Below are 19,199 nucleotides of genomic sequence, written 5' to 3'. Positions count from 1 at the left end.
GAAAAACAGATGAAATATGATGTGATCGGTGATATTCACGGATGCTACGACGAGATGATCGCACTGATTGAAAAGCTCGGCTACTCCTTTCAAGCAGGCCTGCCCGTCCACCCGGATAACAGAACGATCGTCTTTCTTGGAGATTTGACGGACAGAGTGCCCAAATCCATTGAAGTGGTCGAATTTGTGGCCCGGGCCTTTGAAGAAGGAGCCGTTCGGTATGTGCCGGGCAATCACTGCAACAAGCTTTACCGCTTTTTCAAAGGTAATCCGGTAAAGCTGATGCACGGACTTGAAACAACGGCTGCCGAATACAAACAGCTGCCCCAAAATAAACAAAAACAGGTCAAAGAGCAATTCATGCGCCTTTATGAACGCGCTCCGCTCTATGAGATCCTTCATAACGGCGAACTTGTCGTCGCCCATGCGGGCATCAAAGCCGAAGACATTGGAAAAAAACCAGTTGGAAAGGTCAAGCAATTTGTGCTCTACGGAGATATTACGGGGGAAACGATGCCTGACGGAAGGCCTGTCAGACGGGACTGGGCGGCTCATTACCGGGGAAAACCGTGGGTTGTGTACGGCCATACACCAGTCAAAAGCCCGAGGACGCTTCATCATACGATCAATATTGATACGGGGTGTGTCTTCGGCAACATGCTTACCGCCTTCAGGTTTCCTGAGTTAAAGACGGTATCCGTAACGTCCTCAATGCCGTATGACGAATCGCGATTTCGCATGAATCCATAAAAAAGAGAGCTGTTTTAGCTCTCCAATAACTGTCCGATGTCGTTCGGAACCGGTGCCTGAAATGTCAGCTCTTTGGTTGTCAGCGGGTGGATAAACGTCAGCGCTTCGCTATGGAGCGCCTGTCTGTTGATCAACTCCCGGCTTCCGCCATAAAGTGTATCCCCGCATAGCGGGTGTCCGATATGGCTCATGTGGACGCGGATTTGATGGGTTCGTCCGGTTTCCAGCTTGAGCGAAACGTCCGTGATCCGGCCGAGGCGGCTGTTCACCCGAAAGCGGGTCACCGCTTTTTGTCCGTCAGGGAGCACAGCGCGCTCAATAATGCTTGACGCTTTTCGGCCGATCGGGGCGTCGATCGTGCCGCAATCATCGCGGAGCAGTCCATGGACGACTGCGCGGTACCTCCTTTTGACAAGACCCTGTTTTTGCATTCCTGATAAAAGCGAATGGGCAAACCGGTGCTTGGCGACAAGCATCACCCCCGATGTATCGCGGTCAAGCCTGTTGACCAGGTGCACGGTCGCCTGGCACCCGGTCTTTTGATAATAATGAATGAGCCCGTTGGCAAGGCTTCCGCCCGGGTGCTCCCGCGACGGAATGGACGAGAGACAGGGCTGTTTATTCAAGACGAGAACATGATCATCTTCAAATAAAATATCGAGCGGTATTTTCTCGGGCAGCAATGATTCGCTCACGCTTTCCGGCGGAAATTGGATGAGCAGCTCGTCCCCTTTTTGCAGAACATGCCTGACTGTCACATGCTCTCCGTTTACCAGCAGGTCGCCGCCCCCGAATTTGATGTCCGTTAGCATCCGCTTTGAAATGCCCAGGCTTTGCACATATTCTTTCAGAAGCATGCCATGCTCTTTTTCTGTTATCCTTTGGTTCATTGAAAAATCGTTCACAGCAACCCTTCCCTACTCACCCTTGCCGATGAAGGAATCCTGCACCCTCTTCCAAAACGGAAACGGCCGGAAGCGGGCGAATCTGACATTTTCTTTCGCGACGCGGCATTGAATCGACTTCACGTCTTTATGAAGCAATGTTAAATGATCGATTGCCACCTGAAATGTGACATCATTGATCGGTTTGATCAAACATGTGTGGTGTTCAGGCAAAATGAGCGGCGAACCGACCGTCCGAAAGACGCGGTTGTTGATAGACGCCATTTCGGCAAGCTGTATGGCTCTGATGGACGGGTGAATAATCGCCCCGCCGAGCGCCTTGTTATACGCCGTGCTTCCAGACGGAGTTGAAAGGCAGAGTCCGTCGCCGCGGAACGTTTCAAAAAGCTCACCCTTAATCTCGACATCTGTGACCAGCGTTCCTTCAATGCTTTTGATCGTACATTCATTAAGTGCCAAATACCGGGCTTCATCACTGCCGTCATTGTAGCGGACGATCACTTCCAAAATCGGATACTCGACGATTTGAAACGGCGTTTTGGCAATCGCGATCACCAGCTTTTCAATTTCATCGGGAACCCAGTCCGCATAAAAGCCGAGATGTCCTGTATGGACTCCGACAAACGCCGTTTTATCGAGGCGTCCGCCGTATTTGTGAAACGCGTACAAAAGCGTTCCGTCGCCGCCGACGGAAATGACGATATCCGGCTCTTCTTCATCGCACTCAAGGCCGAAGTCAAGCAGATATGTCTGAATTTTGCTTTTTAATGAATCTGAAACCGGATTTCCTTTCGATGATACTGCAAATTTCATCAGTCGATCTCCTTTCCCCTAACGGTCATCCTCGTCCTTTTTCTTCCGCGAGAAAGCCGCCTGGGCTTCCTGAATTTCGCCCCTGATCTCAGACATTTCTCTGTCAAGCCTTGAAGCCGCTTCAGAAGCTCTCTGAAGCCTCAGTTTCACTTTTTCCGGAATGTTGCCGCTGTACTTATAGTTTAAAGAGTGTTCAATCGTCGCCCAAAAATTCATCGCCAGCGTGCGGATTTGGATTTCAACGAGAATCTGTTTTTCTCCGTTTGTCGTCTGCAAAGGATACAGCACCACCAAGTGGTAGGAGCGGTAGCCGCTCTCTTTATGTTCCGCGATATAATCGCGCTTATCCACAACCGTAAAGTCTTTTCTCGCCAGGAGCATCTCCACGACGATGTGAATATCCTCAAAAAACTGGCACATGATTCTGAGCCCGGCGATATCCTGCATGCTCTCAATATTATGTAACGGAATGTTTTTCCGCTTGGCTTTTTCCAAAATGCTCGGAACAGGCTTTACCCGTCCGGTCACAAACTCAATCGGTGAATGTTCTTCCTCATATTCATAAAGGCCTCTCATCCCTTTAAGCTTCACTTTCAGCTCTTCAACTGCCTGCCGGTACGGCGCTAAAAACTGCTCCCATTGTTTTTCATCCATAAACCTTCCCCCAATTTCCTTGCCTTTTTTTCTAGAGGAATACCTTTTTCACTCTCTCTTCCATTTCTTCGCCATAATTTGCATTACCTTTAATATTGTCTATTAAATACGCGAGCTCGTCATGGAACCCGCTAAGCTCCATGCTCTCGTTTCCGATCTTTAAAAACACCGGAAGCTTTTTATCAAGAGCCGATTTAAGTTCGGACCAGATCGCCTCGTTTAAAATGACGTATTGGAAAGATTCACCTTGTTCAAGTATGTAAACAAATGCAAAATGATCGGAGTCCGCCAGCATCCGTCCGGCCGGTTTTCGCTCCGCTCCGTCATTGATCTCGCTTATCAGGACGAGCCGGTCATTTTGCAGATTCGCTTCAGCAATTTCAATTCTATTCTGCATAATGCTCTCCTTTACATAAAAAGTACAGTTTCATTTTATCATATCAGAATCAAGATTGATAAACGTTCCCTCTCACGAGATAATAAGAGAAATGTCATTTCAAACAATTGAGAGGAGTAGAAAATGAGTCAGGAACTCGAAATAGAATTTAAAAATATGCTGACAAAAAAAGAATTTGAACAAATAAAATCACATTATCAATTTTCTGCCGGAGAGTTTTTCACACAAAAAAACCATTATTTCGATACGCCGTCTTTTTCATTAAAAGAAAAAGGAGCGGCTCTGAGAATTCGCGAAAAACAAGGCCGGCATGTGCTGACATTAAAAGAGCCCGCTCCCGTCGGGTTGACGGAAACCCACCAGCAGCTGTCCTTTAAGCCTGACCCAGAATCATTTCAAATCCCGGACGGTCCCGTCTCCGACCGTCTGAAGGGCCTCGGTGTTGCACCAGGAAGCCTCGCATACTTCGGTACGCTTGCAACAGACCGCGCCGAAAAAAAACTGCCGCAGGGGTTAATAGTTTTGGATCGCAGCCGATACTTAACAGTAGAGGACTACGAACTGGAATTCGAAGTCGCTGATTATGAAAAGGGAAAGCATGATTTCAAAGCACTTTTACAATCATTCGGCATCCCTGAGCGACATACCAAAAATAAAATCGTCCGTTTTTATGAGCAAAAACGAGAAAGGATAAATAAGGTGGAAAAACAATGAACATCAATCTAGCCGCCCTTCTGGAACTTCAGGCGATTCGCTCGTTTTATCAAACGTCAGGCAGCACTTCCGAAGATACGGATTTTGACTTCAGCTCGATTTTAAATCAATATTTAGCGAATACAGGCAGCCTCTCGCAGGGAACACTTCCAGCCGTTCAGACGGCATCCGGGTCCCTTCCGGCGGAAAAAACCGCGCCTGTTGCCGCCGCATCATCCACCGCTCAAAAAACCGTTTCTTTTGGCGACCAAAATCAAAAAATTGACGAGATCATCAAACAAGCCGCTGAAAAATACGGTGTGGATGAAAAGCTGATTCACGCTGTCGTCAAACAGGAGTCTGGCTACCGGCAGCAGGCGGTCAGCCCGTCCGGAGCCATGGGGCTGATGCAGCTCATGCCGTCGACGGCAAAATCGCTCGGTGTCAGCAATGCTTTTGACCCCGTTCAAAATATTGAAGGCGGGACAAAATATCTAAAGCAGATGCTTGATAAATACAGCGGGAATGTCAACCTCGCCTTGGCTGCGTATAATGCCGGACCTGGAAACGTTCAAAAGTACGGAGGGATTCCGCCTTTTAAAGAAACGCAAAATTATGTAAAAAAAATCACCGCGAATTACTACGCCTGAGCCGGAAAGATTTCTTTCCGGCTTTTTGCCGCCCATAAAAAAAACCTCCAAATGAATCCTCCAAGTATAAAAAATACACATTTAATAAACGAATATGATATGATATTTCATACAAAACAAGCGATTCCATTCCGCGGGCTAAAAGTCGGTTTATTTGTAGAAATGGAACGGGGTTGCTAAAATAAGTATATACAATCTTGAAATAATAAATGATGCACAAGATAAATATTTTTTTGCAATGGGAATCGTTATTTTTTCCTATTAGCCATTTTAAAAGGAGTAGTCAACATGGGACAATCGTTTAACGCACCTTATGAAGCGATTGGAGAAGAACTTCTATCGCAACTTGTTGATACTTTTTATGAGCGGGTGGGACGGCATCCGCTGCTCTCGCCGATTTTCCCGGATGACTTGACGGAAACGGCGAGAAAACAGAAGCAATTTTTAACGCAATATTTGGGAGGCCCGCCGCTTTACACAGAAGAACACGGACACCCGATGCTGAGGGCTCGGCACCTTCCGTTTCCGATCACACCTGAACGGGCGGATGCGTGGCTTTCCTGTATGAAAGAGGCAATGGATCATGTCGGTTTGAATGGCGAAATCAGGGAATTTCTTTTTGAAAGGCTGACATTGACAGCCAGACACATGGTAAACCAGCCTAAAATGGAGGATGGTTCACATTGACGGTTAATCAGCGTGACCAGTTTTTCTCCCATTGCCACGGACACCCGCAAAAGCCGATGGAAATTTATATGTTTGTCGATCCGCTATCTCCGGAATGCTGGGCTTTGGAGCCTGTGATCAAAAAATTAAAGATCCGCTACGGCCGTTTTTTCACATTGCGCATGATTACCGCCTGCAGCATTACGGCGTTAAATGTCCAAAAGCGAAAGAAACACCGTCTCGCAGAGACTTGGGAAAAAATCGCCTGCAGGTCGGGAATGTCCTGCGACGGTACGCTTTGGTATGACAATGCGCTTTCCGCTCCATACCTTGCCTCCCTTGCCCTCAAAGCCGCGGAGCTGCAAGGCAGAAAAGCCGGGCTTCAGTTTTTGCGAAGCATGCAGGAAAACTTGTTTCTCAATCAGCAAGATATTACCGATGAAGAAGTGCTGTTTCATATTGCGGAAAACACACGGCTTGATGTGGAAGAATTTAAAAAAGACCTTCATTCACAAAGCGCTGTTAAAGCCCTGCAATGCGATATGAAAATCGCTGCCGAAATGGAAGTCGAATCCGTTCCGACGCTTACCTATTTTAACAGCCTCCGCGAAGCGGAGGGGTTAAAAGTAACCGGAAATTATTCATATGATGTATATGAAGAAGTGCTGTTTGAAATGCTCGGCGATGAACCGAAGCCGTCGCAGACGCCGCCGCTCGAATTGTTTGTTGAATACTTTCAATTTGTGGCGGACAAAGAAATTGCTGTCGTGTATGATTGGTCCCTTGAGGAGGTCGAACGCGAAATGAAAAAGCTTGCTTTCGCGCGAAAGGTCGAAAGGGTCGAAGCCAAACACGGCATGTTTTGGCGCTATGTAAACGAAAACGACGATGCCGGGCCGCTCTATCAGTGTGAAAAATGACACGGGATTCCCCGTGTTTTTCTTTTTCTAAAATACCAAACATATGTTCTTTTTAAAAACAGTAAGAAACCGCGCCGGGATAAGCGCGGTTTCTATTATGTCTTAACGACAACAAAGGGGATGGGAGAAATTTTTCACGGTCAAACAAAGGGGTAAATGTTTGTTTGTGATCAATTTCACATCATTATAATATCAAATCATGTCGACTTTTGACAACTGATTTTATTACTTTTCACATTTTTGTCACAAAACATAAAAAATAGATGTCCATCATATGATGAAAGTAGGAAAGAAAACACCTGTGCTTCACAAGGTGCAGGAAGCCTAAAGCCCCGGCGATTCACAGATTTTCCGCTCCGCCTTTACGCTTTTTTTGATTTTAACATTTTATCAGTCCATAGGAGGGTTTTTATGCTGCAAATTGTTTTGGGACTTGCATCAATATTGGTTTTTTTTATATTAAATATTTTAGGCTTGATGCAGATGCTTCCGCTTTATATCACATCCCCCCTGCTGTTTGTATCCATCCTTTTTACGATCAGCCGCTTCAACCACAGAAAAACATTTAAAGGATTTTAACGCGAAAAAGCCGCCGGCAAAAGGCAGCACCGGCAGGCTTTCATATTATGGATTAAGCTTAAGCAGCAGCTCTTCCATTTCATCGAGCTGTTTTTCAAACGTTTTGCATGCGGCTTCAATCGGTTGTGACGACGTCATATCAACGCCCGCTTTTTTCAGCACTTCAATCGGATAATCCGAGCTGCCCGCTTTTAAAAATTCGATATAGCGGTCAACTGCTGGTTTGCCCTCTTTTAATATTTGCTGGCTTAAAGCCTGGGCTGCACTGAAGCCTGTCGCATATTGGTATACATAGTAATTGTAATAGAAATGCGGAATTCTTGACCATTCAAGGCCGATTTCCTTGTCGAGCTCAATATGATCTCCAAAGTACTTTTTGTTCAAATCATAATAGATGCTCGTCAACAGCTCAGGAGTCAGCGGCTCCCCTTCCTGGGCCCTGACATGGATCTCATGCTCAAATTCGGCAAACATCGTCTGTCTGAACACCGTTCCTTTAAATCCTTCAAGCATGTGGTTTAAAATATAAAGCCGCTGCTTCTCATCCTCAAGTGTATTCAACAAATATTCTCCCAAAAGGGCTTCATTTGTCGTTGAAGCCACTTCAGCCACGAAAATGCTGTAGTTGCCGTACGGATACGGCTGATATTTTCTCGTATAATAGCTGTGCACTGAATGGCCGAATTCATGAACGAGTGTAAAGAGGTTGTTGACGTTGTCGTGCCAGTTCAGCAAAATATACGGATTGGTTCCATATGTTCCGGAAGAATAGGCGCCGCTTCGCTTCCCTTTATTTTCATACACATCGACCCAGCGGTTGTTTAAGCCTTCTTTCAGAATCGATGTATAGTCTTCTCCCAAAGGTGCGAGACCCTTCAGCATATAATCTTTTGCCTGTTCATATGTGACCTTCATACCGGCATCTTTCACAAGCGGAGTATACAGGTCATACATGTGCACCTCATCAAGTTCAAGCACTTTTTTTCTGAGCTCGACGTATCGATGCAGGAGAGGCAGATGTTTATTGATCGTTTCGACAAGGTTATCATAGACTTCCTCCGGGATGCTGTTGCGCGACAGCGCCGCTTCCCTCGCCGATTTATAATGTTTAACTTTCGCATAAAAATTGTCTTTTTTCACCGCTCCGCTGAGCGTTGAAGCAAGCGTGTTTTTAAAGCGTCCGTACGTCTCGTACACCGCCTTGAAGGCAGCGCGTCGGACATCACGGTTGTCACTCTCTAAAAAGGTAATATAATTACCGTGTGTCAGCTGCTGTTTTTCCCCGTTTTCATCCGTAATCTCCGGGAATTCCATATCGGCGTTGTTCAGCATTCCGAATGTATTTGACGGTGAAGAGAGGACATCTGAAACCTCGGCCAAAAGCCCTTCTTCCTTCTCACTCAGCACATGCGGGCGCTCTTTGTTAATTTCTTCGAGCGCATGGGAATAAAGCTTTAATTCCTCTTTTTCTAAAAGGAACTGCTGCAGCTTTTCCTCTTGAATCGACAGAATTTCCGGCACCATATAGGCTGTGGCGCTGGCCGCCTGTGTATAAAGGTTGCCCGCTTTATCATTAAGGCCTTGATAAAACGAATTTCCCGTATCTTGATCATAGCGCATATGTGCGTAAGTATACAGCTTGCCGAGCCTTTCCATCACCTGATCCTGAAACGTCAGCGCTTCATACAGATCATCGGCTGAATGGCCGAGCTTGCCCTTGAATTCGGAGAGCTTAGGCAGCAGCTCTTTCACCGCTTGAAATTCCTCATTCCAAGCGTCATCGGTCGGGAAGATGTCCTCGAGTCTCCACGTGTCTTCTTGCTTTACCTCATCTCTTTGAGGCAGTTTCTTCGCTTGTTTTTCTTCAGCCACTGTAATTCCCCTCGCTTTCTTTACTCCAAGTCCATTGTTGCGCAATAAACTTGTATTGTGTTTATCTTCTGTTTTTTCACCGTCTTTTGTCAAATCATTTGCCAAAAAAATCATGCTTGACACCGCGACTAAACAACAAAATACATATCTTTTGATCTGAAACAGGCTAAAGACACCACCTTCCTTTCCTTAGATTGAACGAAAGGCATGGTTGTCATTCGGAAAAATACCATTCGTCACTCTTGAAAAGCTCCGAAAGCCGTGTTTTTGCAACAGGCAAACAGGCGGGATAATAAACTTCTTTCTCTTTCTTTAAAAATCCTTTTTCACAAAGGAGACAAATGTATTCACTCACGGCTCCTGACGCCGTCTCCCGTCCGTTCCACCTCAACTTCAGTTTGCCGCTTGAAATGAGTTTGTTCATGAAAGAAACGGCTGAATTCAGGCGGAAGGAAGACTGCTTCACAAGATGCAGATAAAGGTGGCCTTGCCATACATAAACCGGATGGGCAAATATATAGCCCTTTGATAAGGGAAGAAAAACTTCAGACGGAAAAAAAGGAAGCGGAACGCGAAATTTTTCGTAAAACAATGCAGCTATGTCTTTTTCATCTTTTGATAAAAAGCGCCGGGATGTCGTGCGAAATTTGAGGAGATTCCTCTTCCAGGAATGAAGCTGATAAGGGGAAGGCCTGACAGCGGAACGCAAATCACCGATCGTTGTTTGCTTGAGAGGGAGAAACCTTACCGTTGCGGATATTTTGTTTTTCAAAAACGGGATTAAATGCTCAAGGACAAGAAAAGCCTTTTGATCGGGGCAAAAAAACAAAAGCCTCGGGAGCTTTCTGCCGGTCCCGCTGAACTGCCAATGAAAATGTGAAAGCTGAAAAAAACTGCCCGTCAAGCGCTTCACGCGGTTTGCACCGATGATCCAGAGCGGCTCAATCCCGAGTTTCAGGAAGCCGTCCGTCCTTTTTCGATGCTCCGCCTTGCTGAGATTCGCACATTGAAACTCAACGGCTAACCGGCTGTCCGCAGAGCTTACAAGCAAATCCGGCCTCTGTCTGATCTGATCCAAATAAGGTTCCAGCACCGGATTGAGCCCTTGCCGACTGAACCATTTGTACAGGAGCCTTTTCCCTTGCAGATGATAGAGGCTTTCCGGCTCATGTGAAACAGGACATGTTGAATCCGGCTTATGGGCAAAGTGATGCACCTTTTGAACGCCGATTTTGAGATCGAGCTCATGATGGCAGACCGGACAATAAAAAGCGTGTTTTTTTCTCAAGCGGTTGAGTTCATCTGCGCTGTATCCGTCGGCAAGACAAATCAGCCGCCCTTCATTGTTTTGTGCGCTGAACACTTCTTCTCTCTCCTTTCTTTATTTAGTATTCAACAGATGTACGGTCTCCCCTTTTTCTGAAAACGCTTCAAATTTAAGCTGATTTTATATAAAGTAGTATTATAGAGCACGAAATAGATGGGAAAAGGAGTTTTTGATATAAAAAAGAAACTGACCACAAAACTGACATTGCTCATTCTATCATTGCTGTTCATCTTGCTTTCTGTCATGAGCGGACTTTATCTATTGATTTTAGAAAATTCTTTAAAAACGCAAATTGAGGCCAGAGCGCTCGATATGGCGAAAACGCTCTCCCAAATGCCATCCGTACGGGAAGCCTTTGAAACGCCCGATCCTTCAGAGACGCTGCAGCCGATTGCAGAAAAAGCGAGAAAACAGTCCGGTGCCCAATATGTGGTCATCGGCTCGGTCGATTCGATCCGCTATGCTCATCCCGATCCGGAAAAAATCGGCAAGCGGATGGTCGGCGGGGACAATCAACGAGCCCTTAAAAAAGGCGAATCATACGTTTCCGAAGCCGTCGGCACACTCGGAGCAGCCGTCAGGGGAAAAGCGCCGATCCGCACGGAAAATGGAGAAATCGTCGGCATCATCTCGGTCGGTTTTTTAAAAGAAAACATCCAGGATATCGTTTATCAATATCAGACGAAACTCATATTTTTATTGGGATTTGTTGTGCTGATGGGGGTTTCGGGAGCCGTCTATATTTCCCGCAATGTAAAAAAATCGATTTTCGGCCTTGAACCATATGAAATTAATCAATTATATACGGAAAAACAAGCGATTACCGAATCTGTGCACGAAGCATTGATCGCCATCAACAAACATGAAGAAATCACCCTTTTGAATAAAAAAGCCTGTGAACTGCTCGGCGCAGAAAGTGAAGACCAATGGCTGGGCAGGCCGATTGCCGAGCTTCTGCCGGACACGCTCCTTCCGGAAGTCTTGAAAACGAAAAAAGCCCAAAAAGACCAGGAATTAACGATCGGAAACGAAGAGCTGATCGTCAACAGGGTGCCGATTTTTGAAAAGGAAAGCATCCGCGGCGCTGTTGCGAGCTTCAGGAGAAAGACGGATATCGACGAACTTTCGAAAAAACTGGCGCAGACATCGCAATACGCGGAAGGGCTGAGAGCGCAGACCCACGAATATTCAAACAAGCTCAATACGATCGCCGGCCTGATCCAGCTTGAAAGCTATACTGAAGCGCTTGAATTAATCCAAAAAGAAAACAAAAGCCATCAGGATATGCTGCACTTTTTGATTCATTCCATACCTGACCCGCTTCTTTCAGGTCTCTTACTCGGTAAAATCAATCGCGCCAAAGAGCTCCACATCAACTTGGAAATCGATGAGAGCTCAAAAATAGACGCATTGCCGCCGGACATGGATCAGGGTAAATTCATTACGATCCTGGGGAATCTCATTGAGAACGCATTTGACGCCGTCTCTCAAAAGAAAGAGCGGAATATCCTCGTGTTTTTATCTGATGGAGGGGATCATATCCTGATCGAAGTCGAAGATTCGGGAGACGGAATTCCCGATGCAGACACAGAGCGGATTTTTCAAAAATTTTATTCGACAAAATCTGCAACTCACCGCGGTCTCGGGCTCTTTTTAGTAAAGGAAGCTGTCAATGCATTAAACGGAGAAATTAAAGCGGGCAAAAGCGAGCTTGGCGGAGCATTGTTTACTGTCGTGATTCCAAAAAAAAGAGAAGTGCTGGGGGTAGAAAGATGAAAGCACTGCAAGTTTTTATTGTTGAAGATGATATCAAAAACGCTGATATTCATCAAAAGCTGATCAGCAAAATTGAAGGGTTTTCCGTCGTCGGCATCGCCGAAAATTTTCAAGACGCCAAAGATTTGCTTCCGGTCGTAAAACCCGACCTTGTCCTGCTCGATATTTTTTTGCCGGATGGCTCCGGGATGGAGCTTTTATGGCTGATCAGACAGAAGCTGAGACGCACCGATGTCATGATGATTACAGCGGCCAAGGAAGTGGAATATGTTGAACAGGCGATCCGCGCCGGTGCGGTTGATTATTTGATTAAGCCGATCATGTTTTCCAGATTGAAAGAAACGCTTTTAAACTACCGTTCATACCGATTGAAAGTGAATACGCTGTCATCGATTGACCAGACGGATGTCGACACATTGATGGCGAAAAGAAAGAGCATGATGAAAGAAAAGCGGACAGCGGAAGATACCTACCCGAAGGGCATTGATGGACTGACATTAAAAAAAGTCGCCGATGTGTTGCAGAGCAGCGACAATGCCGACGGTGTCACGGCTGAAAATCTCGGCCGGACAATTGGTATCAGCAGAACGACCGCAAGGCGCTATTTGGAATTTTTAGCATCTGAAAAGCATGTCAAAACAGAACTTTACTACGGAACTGTCGGACGCCCTGAACGCAGATACAAGCCTGTTAAAGCAAATGAAAGTCCGGAAGCGTAGCGTTCCGGACCATCAAATTTTTTTACCCTTCGACATCGATCGATTTGTTTTGCCGGTTTCTCATTGCCCGGGAAATCGGCGGCACGATCAGAGACAGGAGTGCCACAATCAATAGACCGACTGTGACAGGGCTTTCGAAAAAGATGGACAGTCTCCCGGAAGAGAGTGTCATTGCCTGTCTGAACGACTCTTCCATCATACTCCCTAAAATAAAGGCCAAAATAAACGGAGCTGCCGGAAAGGAAAGAACCCGCATCAAATAGCCGAGGATGCCGAAGAAGACCAAAATATAGAGATGGACAATATTAAAGGTCACAGCATAAACACCGATCAAACAGAAGACAAAAATGAGCGAAATCAAGAGCTGCTTGGGAATCAGTAAAATTTTTGCCAAAAAAGGAATGAGCGGCAAGTTCAAAATCAGCAAAAACAAATTGCCGATGTACATGCTGGCGATCACGCCCCAAAAAACGTCAGGATGATCAGTCAGCATAAGCGGCCCCGGCTGAACACCGACGACGAGAAGCGCACCGAGCAAAACGGCGGTTGTTCCTGATCCGGGAATTCCGAGTGTCAACAGCGGGACAAACGCTCCGCTCGTTGCCGCGTTATTAGATGTTTCCGGCGCGGCAATCCCTTTAATATTCCCTTTGCCGAATGATTCAGGATTTTTCGAGATACGCTTTTCTGTAATATACGAAATAAATGAGGCGATCGTTGCTCCTGCACCCGGCAGGACGCCAAGCAGGAATCCGATCACTGAATGTCGTGCAATCGGCCCGGAAATCTCTTTCATTTCGCTTTTTGTCACCTTCAGGCTGCCGACTTGTGAGGCTTCGTTTGTCATCGGCTTGTTTCGCGTTTTAATTAAAAAGGCGACTTCAGCCAAGGCAAACAGTCCAAGGGCGACGATCAAAAAATCGATTCCTTCCAGAAGGCTTGCTGCACCGAAGGTAAACCGCTCTGTTCCCGTTTGCGGATCAATTCCGATCGTGGCGGTCATAAAGCCTAATGTTGCCGAAATTAACGCTTTGACGGTCGATCCTTCCGACAGGCTGGAGATCGCCACCAATCCCAGGAGCATCAGGGCGAAATATTCGGTCGGTCCAAATGTAACGGCGACATTGGCCATCGCCGGAGCGACAAGCATCAGGGCAACGACGGTAATCGTACCGCCGGCAAACGAACAAATGGCAGCTACAGCCAGCGCCTTTCCTGCTTTCCCCTGCTTCGCCATCGGATATCCGTCAAACGATGTGGCAACGGTTCCGGCCACACCGGGTGCATTTAAGAGAATGGAGGATGTCGAGCCGCCAAACACCGCGCCATAATAGACACCGGCCATTAAAATCAAAGCGGATGCGGGATCCATCCCATAACTTAACGGAATCATGATGGCAATCGCAGTGATCGGTCCAAGCCCAGGAAGCATGCCGATCACTGTCCCGATCAATACGCCTAAAAATGCAAACATGATATTTTGCGGGGTCAAAGCCACCTGGAATCCGTATAAAATACTTTCTAACATGCACTTCCCTCCCTACTCGTTTATTAAAAAGGCATAACCCCCTGCGGTAGCATAATGTTCAGCAAATAATGAAATGAAACATAAATGGCGCTGCTGAAAATGAGCGAAACGGCGGCGGCAGTTTTCCATTTGCGATAGCCCAATACCGCCGGCAGGACGATCAGCAGCAAAACGGTTGACAATAAAAATCCAATGATCTCCAGCACCGTAATATAAATGATGAGAGAAGCGACGCAAAAGACCATCACCTTTACATCCTGCTTCTTTAATTGAAACAGCTTTTTTGCTTCCGTGTCTTTCTTGTCCTTTTCAAAAAACAAACAGATCCCGAGTATGACAAGCACTACGCCGAGGCTTTTCGGCAGCACGTCCGCGTCAATGACGGCGTACGGATAACTCTCCAAATTAAAGCTGAGCGCCAAATAGACGGCGGCTACAGCCAAAACCACGACAGAAACGCCCCGGTTTGTGATCCTCATTGGTCTACACCAGCCTTTCTCGATTTCTGACAAGCCGGCGAAGCTTCGCCCGGCTTGCCGTCTGAAACGATCACATCGTGTTTATTTGGCTTCATCACCAAGCCCGATCTCATCAAGCAAACTTTTCATTGCTTTGTGTTGGGCATCAAGATATGTTTTGAATTCCTTATGGTCCATATATTTGTCCTCCCAGCCGTAGCTGTCCCGAATCGATTTCCAGCTGTCTTTTTCCATCATCTCTTTGATTTTCTTCTCATAAAACTTGACAGCTGCCTCACTCATTCCGGGCGGTCCCATAAAACCTCTCCATACGGTGAATTCGTCATCGATTCCCTGCTCTTTTAATGTCGGAAAGTCTTTGACGGTCTCCCCTTTCATGCGCTCCGGCGCGGTGATGGCCAGCACCCTGACCTTTCCGGCTCTCGCTTGTTCGGCGGCTTCACCGACCCCTGTCGAGTAGACATCCGCTTTTTTGCCGAGCAGCATGCTCATGCCGGCGCCGTCTTGCGCCGTAATATACTTGAGCTGCTTCGCATTAACACCCGCTTTTTGGACGGCGCTGACAAATTGCATATGGTCCATGCTTCCCGGTGATGACGTCCCGACAATCGAAACAGACTTCGGATCTTTTTTCAGTGCTTCAATCAGATCTTTCATAGATTGATATGGCGAATCTTTATGAACGACAAACGCGCCGTAATCGGCAATCACGCTTGCGATCGGTGTGAAATCTTCATGGCCGTATTGAGATTGTCCGTTTAACGGGACGAACAAGATCGGCGGTGATGTAACAAAGAGCGTATGATTGTCGCCTTTTTTGCGGTGGACATACGACCAACCTGTCGCTCCCCCGCCGCCCGGTTTGTTGACGACAGCCATCTTGTCAATCAATTGTTCTTCACCCATGATTTTTGCCACAGTTCTGGCCGTTGTATCCCATCCCCCGCCGGCTCCGGCGGGCGCAACAACCTCAATCGGTTTTGAAGGTTTAAAATCTTTTTCTTCCCCGGCTTTATTGTTTGAAGCTGCGTTTCCGCCGCATCCTCCCAAAATGAGCGCAAACACGAGCAAAATCGTCAAGCCGCAAAGTTGACCCCTTTTTGACATTTGTGTTCCCCCTTTATTGTAATCGCTTTCATTATAGCTTCCTTATCTTTTCGTGCACAGTTTAACTGCATAAAATTCTTTTTGTTCATAATGTTCACAAAAAACCTTCCCCAAATATAGATTACAGGCAATTTACCTCCATTAAAGGGTAGGATAGGCTCACAACGGCGGGATCAACTTCTGCTAATTAATAAACCCTTCTCCGCAGAGAAGGGTCAGTCTTTCAATTTGATATTACACACACATTCTTTAAGGAAGATACATCGTAAATTTGCCGTTTGCTACCAGGCTGTTCAGCATGTACAGGCAGGATCCGTAATAATCGTCAGGAATATAGGCGCTGTTAAACACATTGGCAAACCCTGTCCTTAATGAGGCATCGCTTGCTGCAGTCGCTCCGCCTGCATTGGCGGCGATCAGCCCCACCGGACTTCCTCTTTTAACGGCCGTCCCATTCAGCGTATATTCATGGGCCGTTCTCCCGAAGTTTTCCCGTTTCATAAACGTCAAGAACTTGTTAACCGCTTTTTGCTCGCTGGCGCGATATGCGTTATCTGCCGAGGACCAAAGTGTATAATCCATCGCGATGTGGGACACCGTCCGCCAAGCATCATAGCTGAAATTTCGGTCTGTTTCCGTTGAGGAATGTGCCGCATCGCTTACACCGTCGAAGCCGGCTTCATCAGGAAAGAGCCCTGTGGCGGCATTGGTGACGGATGATCCGTTATTTAAAACACTTTTAAACGTCGTTTCTGACAAGTATGTTCGAGATTTGTTTGCTGCCTCTTTCCAAAAATACTGCTGGCTGCTTATGGCGCTTTTAGCGAATAACTCGAAAAAAGCAGGAACGTGGTAGGAAGGATCCGTCCAATTGACATAAGGGCCGAATCGAACCATCTCCTTGCTGTTTTTAATAAAAACTCTCGCTTCCTTGCCAGCGTTGGCGTATTCGCCAGCACCGGCCAAAGCGTCAAGCAGGTCTTGGGCCCGCGCTTTGTAATCATACGGGTACTCTTTATCACCCCAGCGGCCAGACGCCATAAGAAGCGCTGCCGCAAACCAGACTTCACCGTCAGATGCAACATTCTGATCAATGGTTTGCACGTCTGAGCTGTTCGTTTTCATTTGCCAGCGATGGTAGCCGTACAAACTGTCATTTTTCTCGGAATGGCGCATATATTTGCGGACGAAATCCCATAGCCTTTGGAACTTATACTCATCATTCATTTGCAGCGTCATCATCATCCCGTAGCTCATACCCTCTGTTTTGACACTGTAGTAACCATTGCCCAGGTTATCGTCCGTCATCGAAGTGATATAAGCTGAACCGTCCTTCATATAATGAAACAGCGATCCGCCTTTCTCATCAAAATACTTTTTATAGGCCTGATTCAAATTGTTTTTGCCCGTTGGTCCGAGAAGAATATACGGCTGCCATGGCTGTTTGAGAAAAAGCGGCACAAAAACATGTTAAACCAATAAAGACAGCCATAATCCATTTTAAACATCTTCGCTTCAAATCGTTCTCACATTCCAAAATTTGTCATGATACCTCATCCATCTTAATCAATGAAGCGGGAAGTGTATAGATGATATTGACCTATTCGGTTTGGGCCGAAATGATTGGAAAGTGTGAAGCCGTTTGAATGATGGAGAATGGGAGGAGTGAAGTTGCGGGAACTTAAGCTTATCATGATCTTTTTTGTTCCCATCGTTGCTGACTGTGTAAAGGAACGGAGAAAATTAAAGCCGGCTTCAAAAGAAACCGGCTTTTTTATGCAAAGTGCTTTTTTATTGTATGAAGAGCATGATTTGCTGCGATCAGTTTTCCATACTCCTCCAGCATGTGAATCGTCATTTTTGATTCTGAGGCGTATTCCAGCAAAATGCTGAGCTGATTTTCAACCTCTTCATCAGGCAGTTCATTGAAATCCACGAATAAATAATAGCGGTTTTCATGAGAATACAATGTCGTTTGGCAGCCGACGACGGTCATTTTTGACAATGAGATGACATCCTCAAAATCAGCAAATTTTAATACGAATTGCAGCTTCTGCTCTTCGGCATCCTCTTCCTTTTGAAAATCTTCCAGCAATGCATCGAGGCTTTCTTCTGCTGCATCTTGCTTTTTATCTTCAGGAATCGGCAGTTCTAGCTTTTGTCCGTCTTTGGAAAGCTGAGCTCTTGTGACAATGATTTCCAACCCTTTATCAAGGGCCTGCACTTGAATCCAAAGGGGGCCTTCAACGGCAAACTCTTCTTCTTCGTGCACTTCGTCCATCATTTCCCAAAACAGCTCTTCACTGCGTTCACGATTGTACCAGATTTCTTCCCTGTCAAACCCCCGGTCTTCTATATCACCGTAGGAAATATAAAACTTAACCGTATGTTCGTTTATTCTTTCGATTTCCATTTGCCAACCTTCCCTTCTTTGTATGATGGTGAAGGGATAACTAAGCTCCCAATTAATTGTACTTTACTACACTTTACCCATTACGTCCACTTCTTAACCTTATCCCTGAACAATCTTTAATTTCTATTTTATGATAAAAAAGGCGCAAAAGAAATAAAAATGCATAAAAGACAAGCAAACATAATTTCCGCCCCGCTTCATATATTAATTGTACAAGCAGAGCTGAAGATGACGGGTTCTAAAAAAAACGGGCCCGTTTAGCAAAGAGAGGTGCCAGTTGATGGAACACGATGTGTTGATGTCATTCCTTGTCATCATCGGAATCGACCTCATTCTCGGCGGAGACAACGCCGTTGTCATCGCAATGGCCAGCCGCAATTTGCCTCCCATGCAGAGACAAAAAGCGATCATCATCGGCACATGCATCGCCATTTTCATGAGAATCATGCTGACTGCAGCCGCAGTGTATCTGCTGACAGTTCCCTATCTGCAATTGATCGGAGGAATCTTCCTTCTGTATTTAGGATACCAGCTCCTGATTGAGAAAAAAGATACCCAGCATGTCAAAAGCGGGACATCCCTATGGAAAGCGATTCGCATTATTGTGGTGGCTGATTTGTTCATGTCCTTAGATAATGTCATCGCTGTGGCCGGGGCCTCGCATGGGCGGCTGATGCTCGTCGTTGCCGGACTCATGATTTCGGTGCCCGTTATTATTTGGGGCAGCAGGCTGATTCAGATCGCCATGGCCAAATTTCCGCTGTTGCTATACGCCGGCAGCGGTCTGCTCGCATATACAGGCGGCGAAATGATCGTCAGAGAGCAGGAGCTGTCTTCCTTTATGGCCAAACACGGCATGATTGAAATGCTGCTCCCCGTCCTAACAGTTATTTTTGTGATTTTAGCCAGTATTTATTATGAACAACTTAGTGAGAAACATTAAAAAGAAGG

20 protein-coding genes and 1 pseudogene are annotated in these 19,199 nt (G+C 46.2%); 9 read left to right on the top strand and 12 right to left on the bottom strand.

What is annotated here, in order from left to right:
- Positions 1-9 precede the first annotated feature (9 nt).
- Positions 10-750, top strand: coding sequence for a bis(5'-nucleosyl)-tetraphosphatase PrpE (gene prpE / locus P3X63_RS06815; RefSeq protein WP_277692638.1), 741 nt, complete (start codon positions 10-12; stop codon positions 748-750).
- Positions 751-764: 14 nt separating this feature from the next.
- Here the strand turns inward: prpE and P3X63_RS06810 are convergent, their stop codons facing one another.
- Genes P3X63_RS06810 through P3X63_RS06795 form a run of 4 tightly spaced genes read right to left on the bottom strand, consistent with a single transcriptional unit; the run spans position 765 to position 3,519 of the window.
- Positions 765-1,640: an RluA family pseudouridine synthase gene (locus P3X63_RS06810; RefSeq protein ID WP_410206954.1), complete on the bottom strand. Its 876-nt coding sequence runs from the start codon at positions 1,638-1,640 to the stop codon at positions 765-767.
- A gap of 27 nt (positions 1,641-1,667) precedes the next feature.
- Positions 1,668-2,468 (bottom strand): NAD kinase, encoded by an 801-nt coding sequence (locus P3X63_RS06805; protein WP_277692636.1) that lies wholly within the window; start codon positions 2,466-2,468, stop codon positions 1,668-1,670.
- A gap of 18 nt (positions 2,469-2,486) precedes the next feature.
- Positions 2,487-3,122 (bottom strand): GTP diphosphokinase, encoded by a 636-nt coding sequence (yjbM, locus tag P3X63_RS06800; RefSeq protein ID WP_026586424.1) that lies wholly within the window; start codon positions 3,120-3,122, stop codon positions 2,487-2,489.
- 31 nt (positions 3,123-3,153) lie between these two features.
- Entirely contained in the window at positions 3,154-3,519 is a 366-nt protein-coding gene (locus tag P3X63_RS06795; protein WP_026586423.1) for a UPF0738 family protein, read from the bottom strand.
- A gap of 123 nt (positions 3,520-3,642) precedes the next feature.
- Here P3X63_RS06795 and P3X63_RS06790 point away from each other — a divergent pair, with 123 nt between their 5' ends.
- The 5 genes from P3X63_RS06790 to P3X63_RS06770 all read left to right on the top strand — a co-directional run bounded on the left by P3X63_RS06790 (position 3,643) and on the right by P3X63_RS06770 (position 7,027).
- On the top strand, positions 3,643-4,233 hold the full coding sequence (locus tag P3X63_RS06790; RefSeq protein ID WP_026586422.1) for a CYTH domain-containing protein: 591 nt from the start codon (positions 3,643-3,645) through the stop codon (positions 4,231-4,233).
- The gene (locus P3X63_RS06785; RefSeq protein ID WP_026586421.1) at positions 4,230-4,862 is read left to right on the top strand and encodes a lytic transglycosylase domain-containing protein; all 633 of its coding nucleotides are present in this window, start codon (positions 4,230-4,232) and stop codon (positions 4,860-4,862) included. Before P3X63_RS06790 ends, P3X63_RS06785 begins: the two co-directional genes overlap by 4 nt.
- A gap of 288 nt (positions 4,863-5,150) precedes the next feature.
- Complete coding sequence (locus P3X63_RS06780) at positions 5,151-5,549, top strand: globin domain-containing protein (RefSeq protein WP_026586420.1); 399 nt, start codon at positions 5,151-5,153, stop codon at positions 5,547-5,549.
- Positions 5,546-6,448 carry a protease adaptor protein SpxH gene (spxH, locus tag P3X63_RS06775; RefSeq protein WP_077737037.1) on the top strand — a complete coding sequence of 301 codons (903 nt, stop codon included), beginning with the start codon at positions 5,546-5,548 and terminating at the stop codon, positions 6,446-6,448. Before P3X63_RS06780 ends, spxH begins: the two co-directional genes overlap by 4 nt.
- Before the next feature lie 411 nt (positions 6,449-6,859).
- Positions 6,860-7,027, top strand: coding sequence for a hypothetical protein (locus tag P3X63_RS06770; RefSeq protein ID WP_026586418.1), 168 nt, complete (start codon positions 6,860-6,862; stop codon positions 7,025-7,027).
- 45 nt (positions 7,028-7,072) lie between these two features.
- Here P3X63_RS06770 and pepF read toward each other — a convergent pair whose 3' ends face one another.
- Positions 7,073-8,899, bottom strand: a complete 1,827-nt coding sequence (pepF, locus tag P3X63_RS06765) for an oligoendopeptidase F (protein ID WP_306292036.1) — start codon at positions 8,897-8,899, stop codon at positions 7,073-7,075.
- 214 nt (positions 8,900-9,113) lie between these two features.
- Positions 9,114-10,262 (bottom strand): competence protein CoiA family protein, encoded by a 1,149-nt coding sequence (locus P3X63_RS06760; RefSeq protein WP_026586416.1) that lies wholly within the window; start codon positions 10,260-10,262, stop codon positions 9,114-9,116.
- 117 nt (positions 10,263-10,379) lie between these two features.
- Here P3X63_RS06760 and P3X63_RS06755 point away from each other — a divergent pair, with 117 nt between their 5' ends.
- Both P3X63_RS06755 and P3X63_RS06750 read left to right on the top strand, forming a co-directional pair.
- The gene (locus P3X63_RS06755) at positions 10,380-12,002 is read left to right on the top strand and encodes an ATP-binding protein (RefSeq protein ID WP_026586415.1); all 1,623 of its coding nucleotides are present in this window, start codon (positions 10,380-10,382) and stop codon (positions 12,000-12,002) included.
- Positions 11,999-12,721, top strand: a complete 723-nt coding sequence (locus P3X63_RS06750) for a response regulator (protein ID WP_026586414.1) — start codon at positions 11,999-12,001, stop codon at positions 12,719-12,721. The genes P3X63_RS06755 and P3X63_RS06750 overlap by 4 nt, the downstream gene beginning before the upstream one ends.
- Positions 12,722-12,743: 22 nt before the next feature.
- On the opposite strand, the gene P3X63_RS06745 is transcribed toward P3X63_RS06750, so the two are convergent.
- From P3X63_RS06745 to P3X63_RS06720, 6 genes and pseudogenes are all read right to left on the bottom strand, one after another.
- Positions 12,744-14,249 carry a tripartite tricarboxylate transporter permease gene (locus P3X63_RS06745; protein WP_026586413.1) on the bottom strand — a complete coding sequence of 502 codons (1,506 nt, stop codon included), beginning with the start codon at positions 14,247-14,249 and terminating at the stop codon, positions 12,744-12,746.
- Positions 14,250-14,272: 23 nt separating this feature from the next.
- The gene (locus tag P3X63_RS06740) at positions 14,273-14,728 is read right to left on the bottom strand and encodes a tripartite tricarboxylate transporter TctB family protein (protein WP_026586412.1); all 456 of its coding nucleotides are present in this window, start codon (positions 14,726-14,728) and stop codon (positions 14,273-14,275) included.
- An 81-nt stretch (positions 14,729-14,809) separates the two neighbouring features.
- Complete coding sequence (locus tag P3X63_RS06735; RefSeq protein WP_277692635.1) at positions 14,810-15,835, bottom strand: tripartite tricarboxylate transporter substrate binding protein; 1,026 nt, start codon at positions 15,833-15,835, stop codon at positions 14,810-14,812.
- A gap of 249 nt (positions 15,836-16,084) precedes the next feature.
- Complete coding sequence (locus P3X63_RS06730; RefSeq protein ID WP_277692634.1) at positions 16,085-17,296, bottom strand: family 8 glycosyl hydrolase; 1,212 nt, start codon at positions 17,294-17,296, stop codon at positions 16,085-16,087.
- A gap of 313 nt (positions 17,297-17,609) precedes the next feature.
- Positions 17,610-18,248: an adaptor protein MecA gene (gene mecA / locus P3X63_RS06725; RefSeq protein ID WP_026586409.1), complete on the bottom strand. Its 639-nt coding sequence runs from the start codon at positions 18,246-18,248 to the stop codon at positions 17,610-17,612.
- Positions 18,230-18,361 (bottom strand): annotated as a pseudogene (locus tag P3X63_RS06720) (hypothetical protein). The gene mecA and the pseudogene P3X63_RS06720 overlap by 19 nt, the downstream one beginning before the upstream one ends.
- A 167-nt stretch (positions 18,362-18,528) precedes the next feature.
- Between P3X63_RS06720 and P3X63_RS06715 the strand changes: the two are divergent.
- Positions 18,529-19,191, top strand: a complete 663-nt coding sequence (locus P3X63_RS06715) for a TerC family protein (protein WP_277692633.1) — start codon at positions 18,529-18,531, stop codon at positions 19,189-19,191.
- Positions 19,192-19,199: the final 8 nt, after the last annotated feature.

Origin of the sequence: Bacillus sp. HSf4, assembly GCF_029537375.1 — a bacterium.
Classification (GTDB): domain Bacteria; phylum Bacillota; class Bacilli; order Bacillales; family Bacillaceae; genus Bacillus; species Bacillus sonorensis_A.
This window is presented reverse-complemented; position numbering and strand designations above follow the sequence as displayed.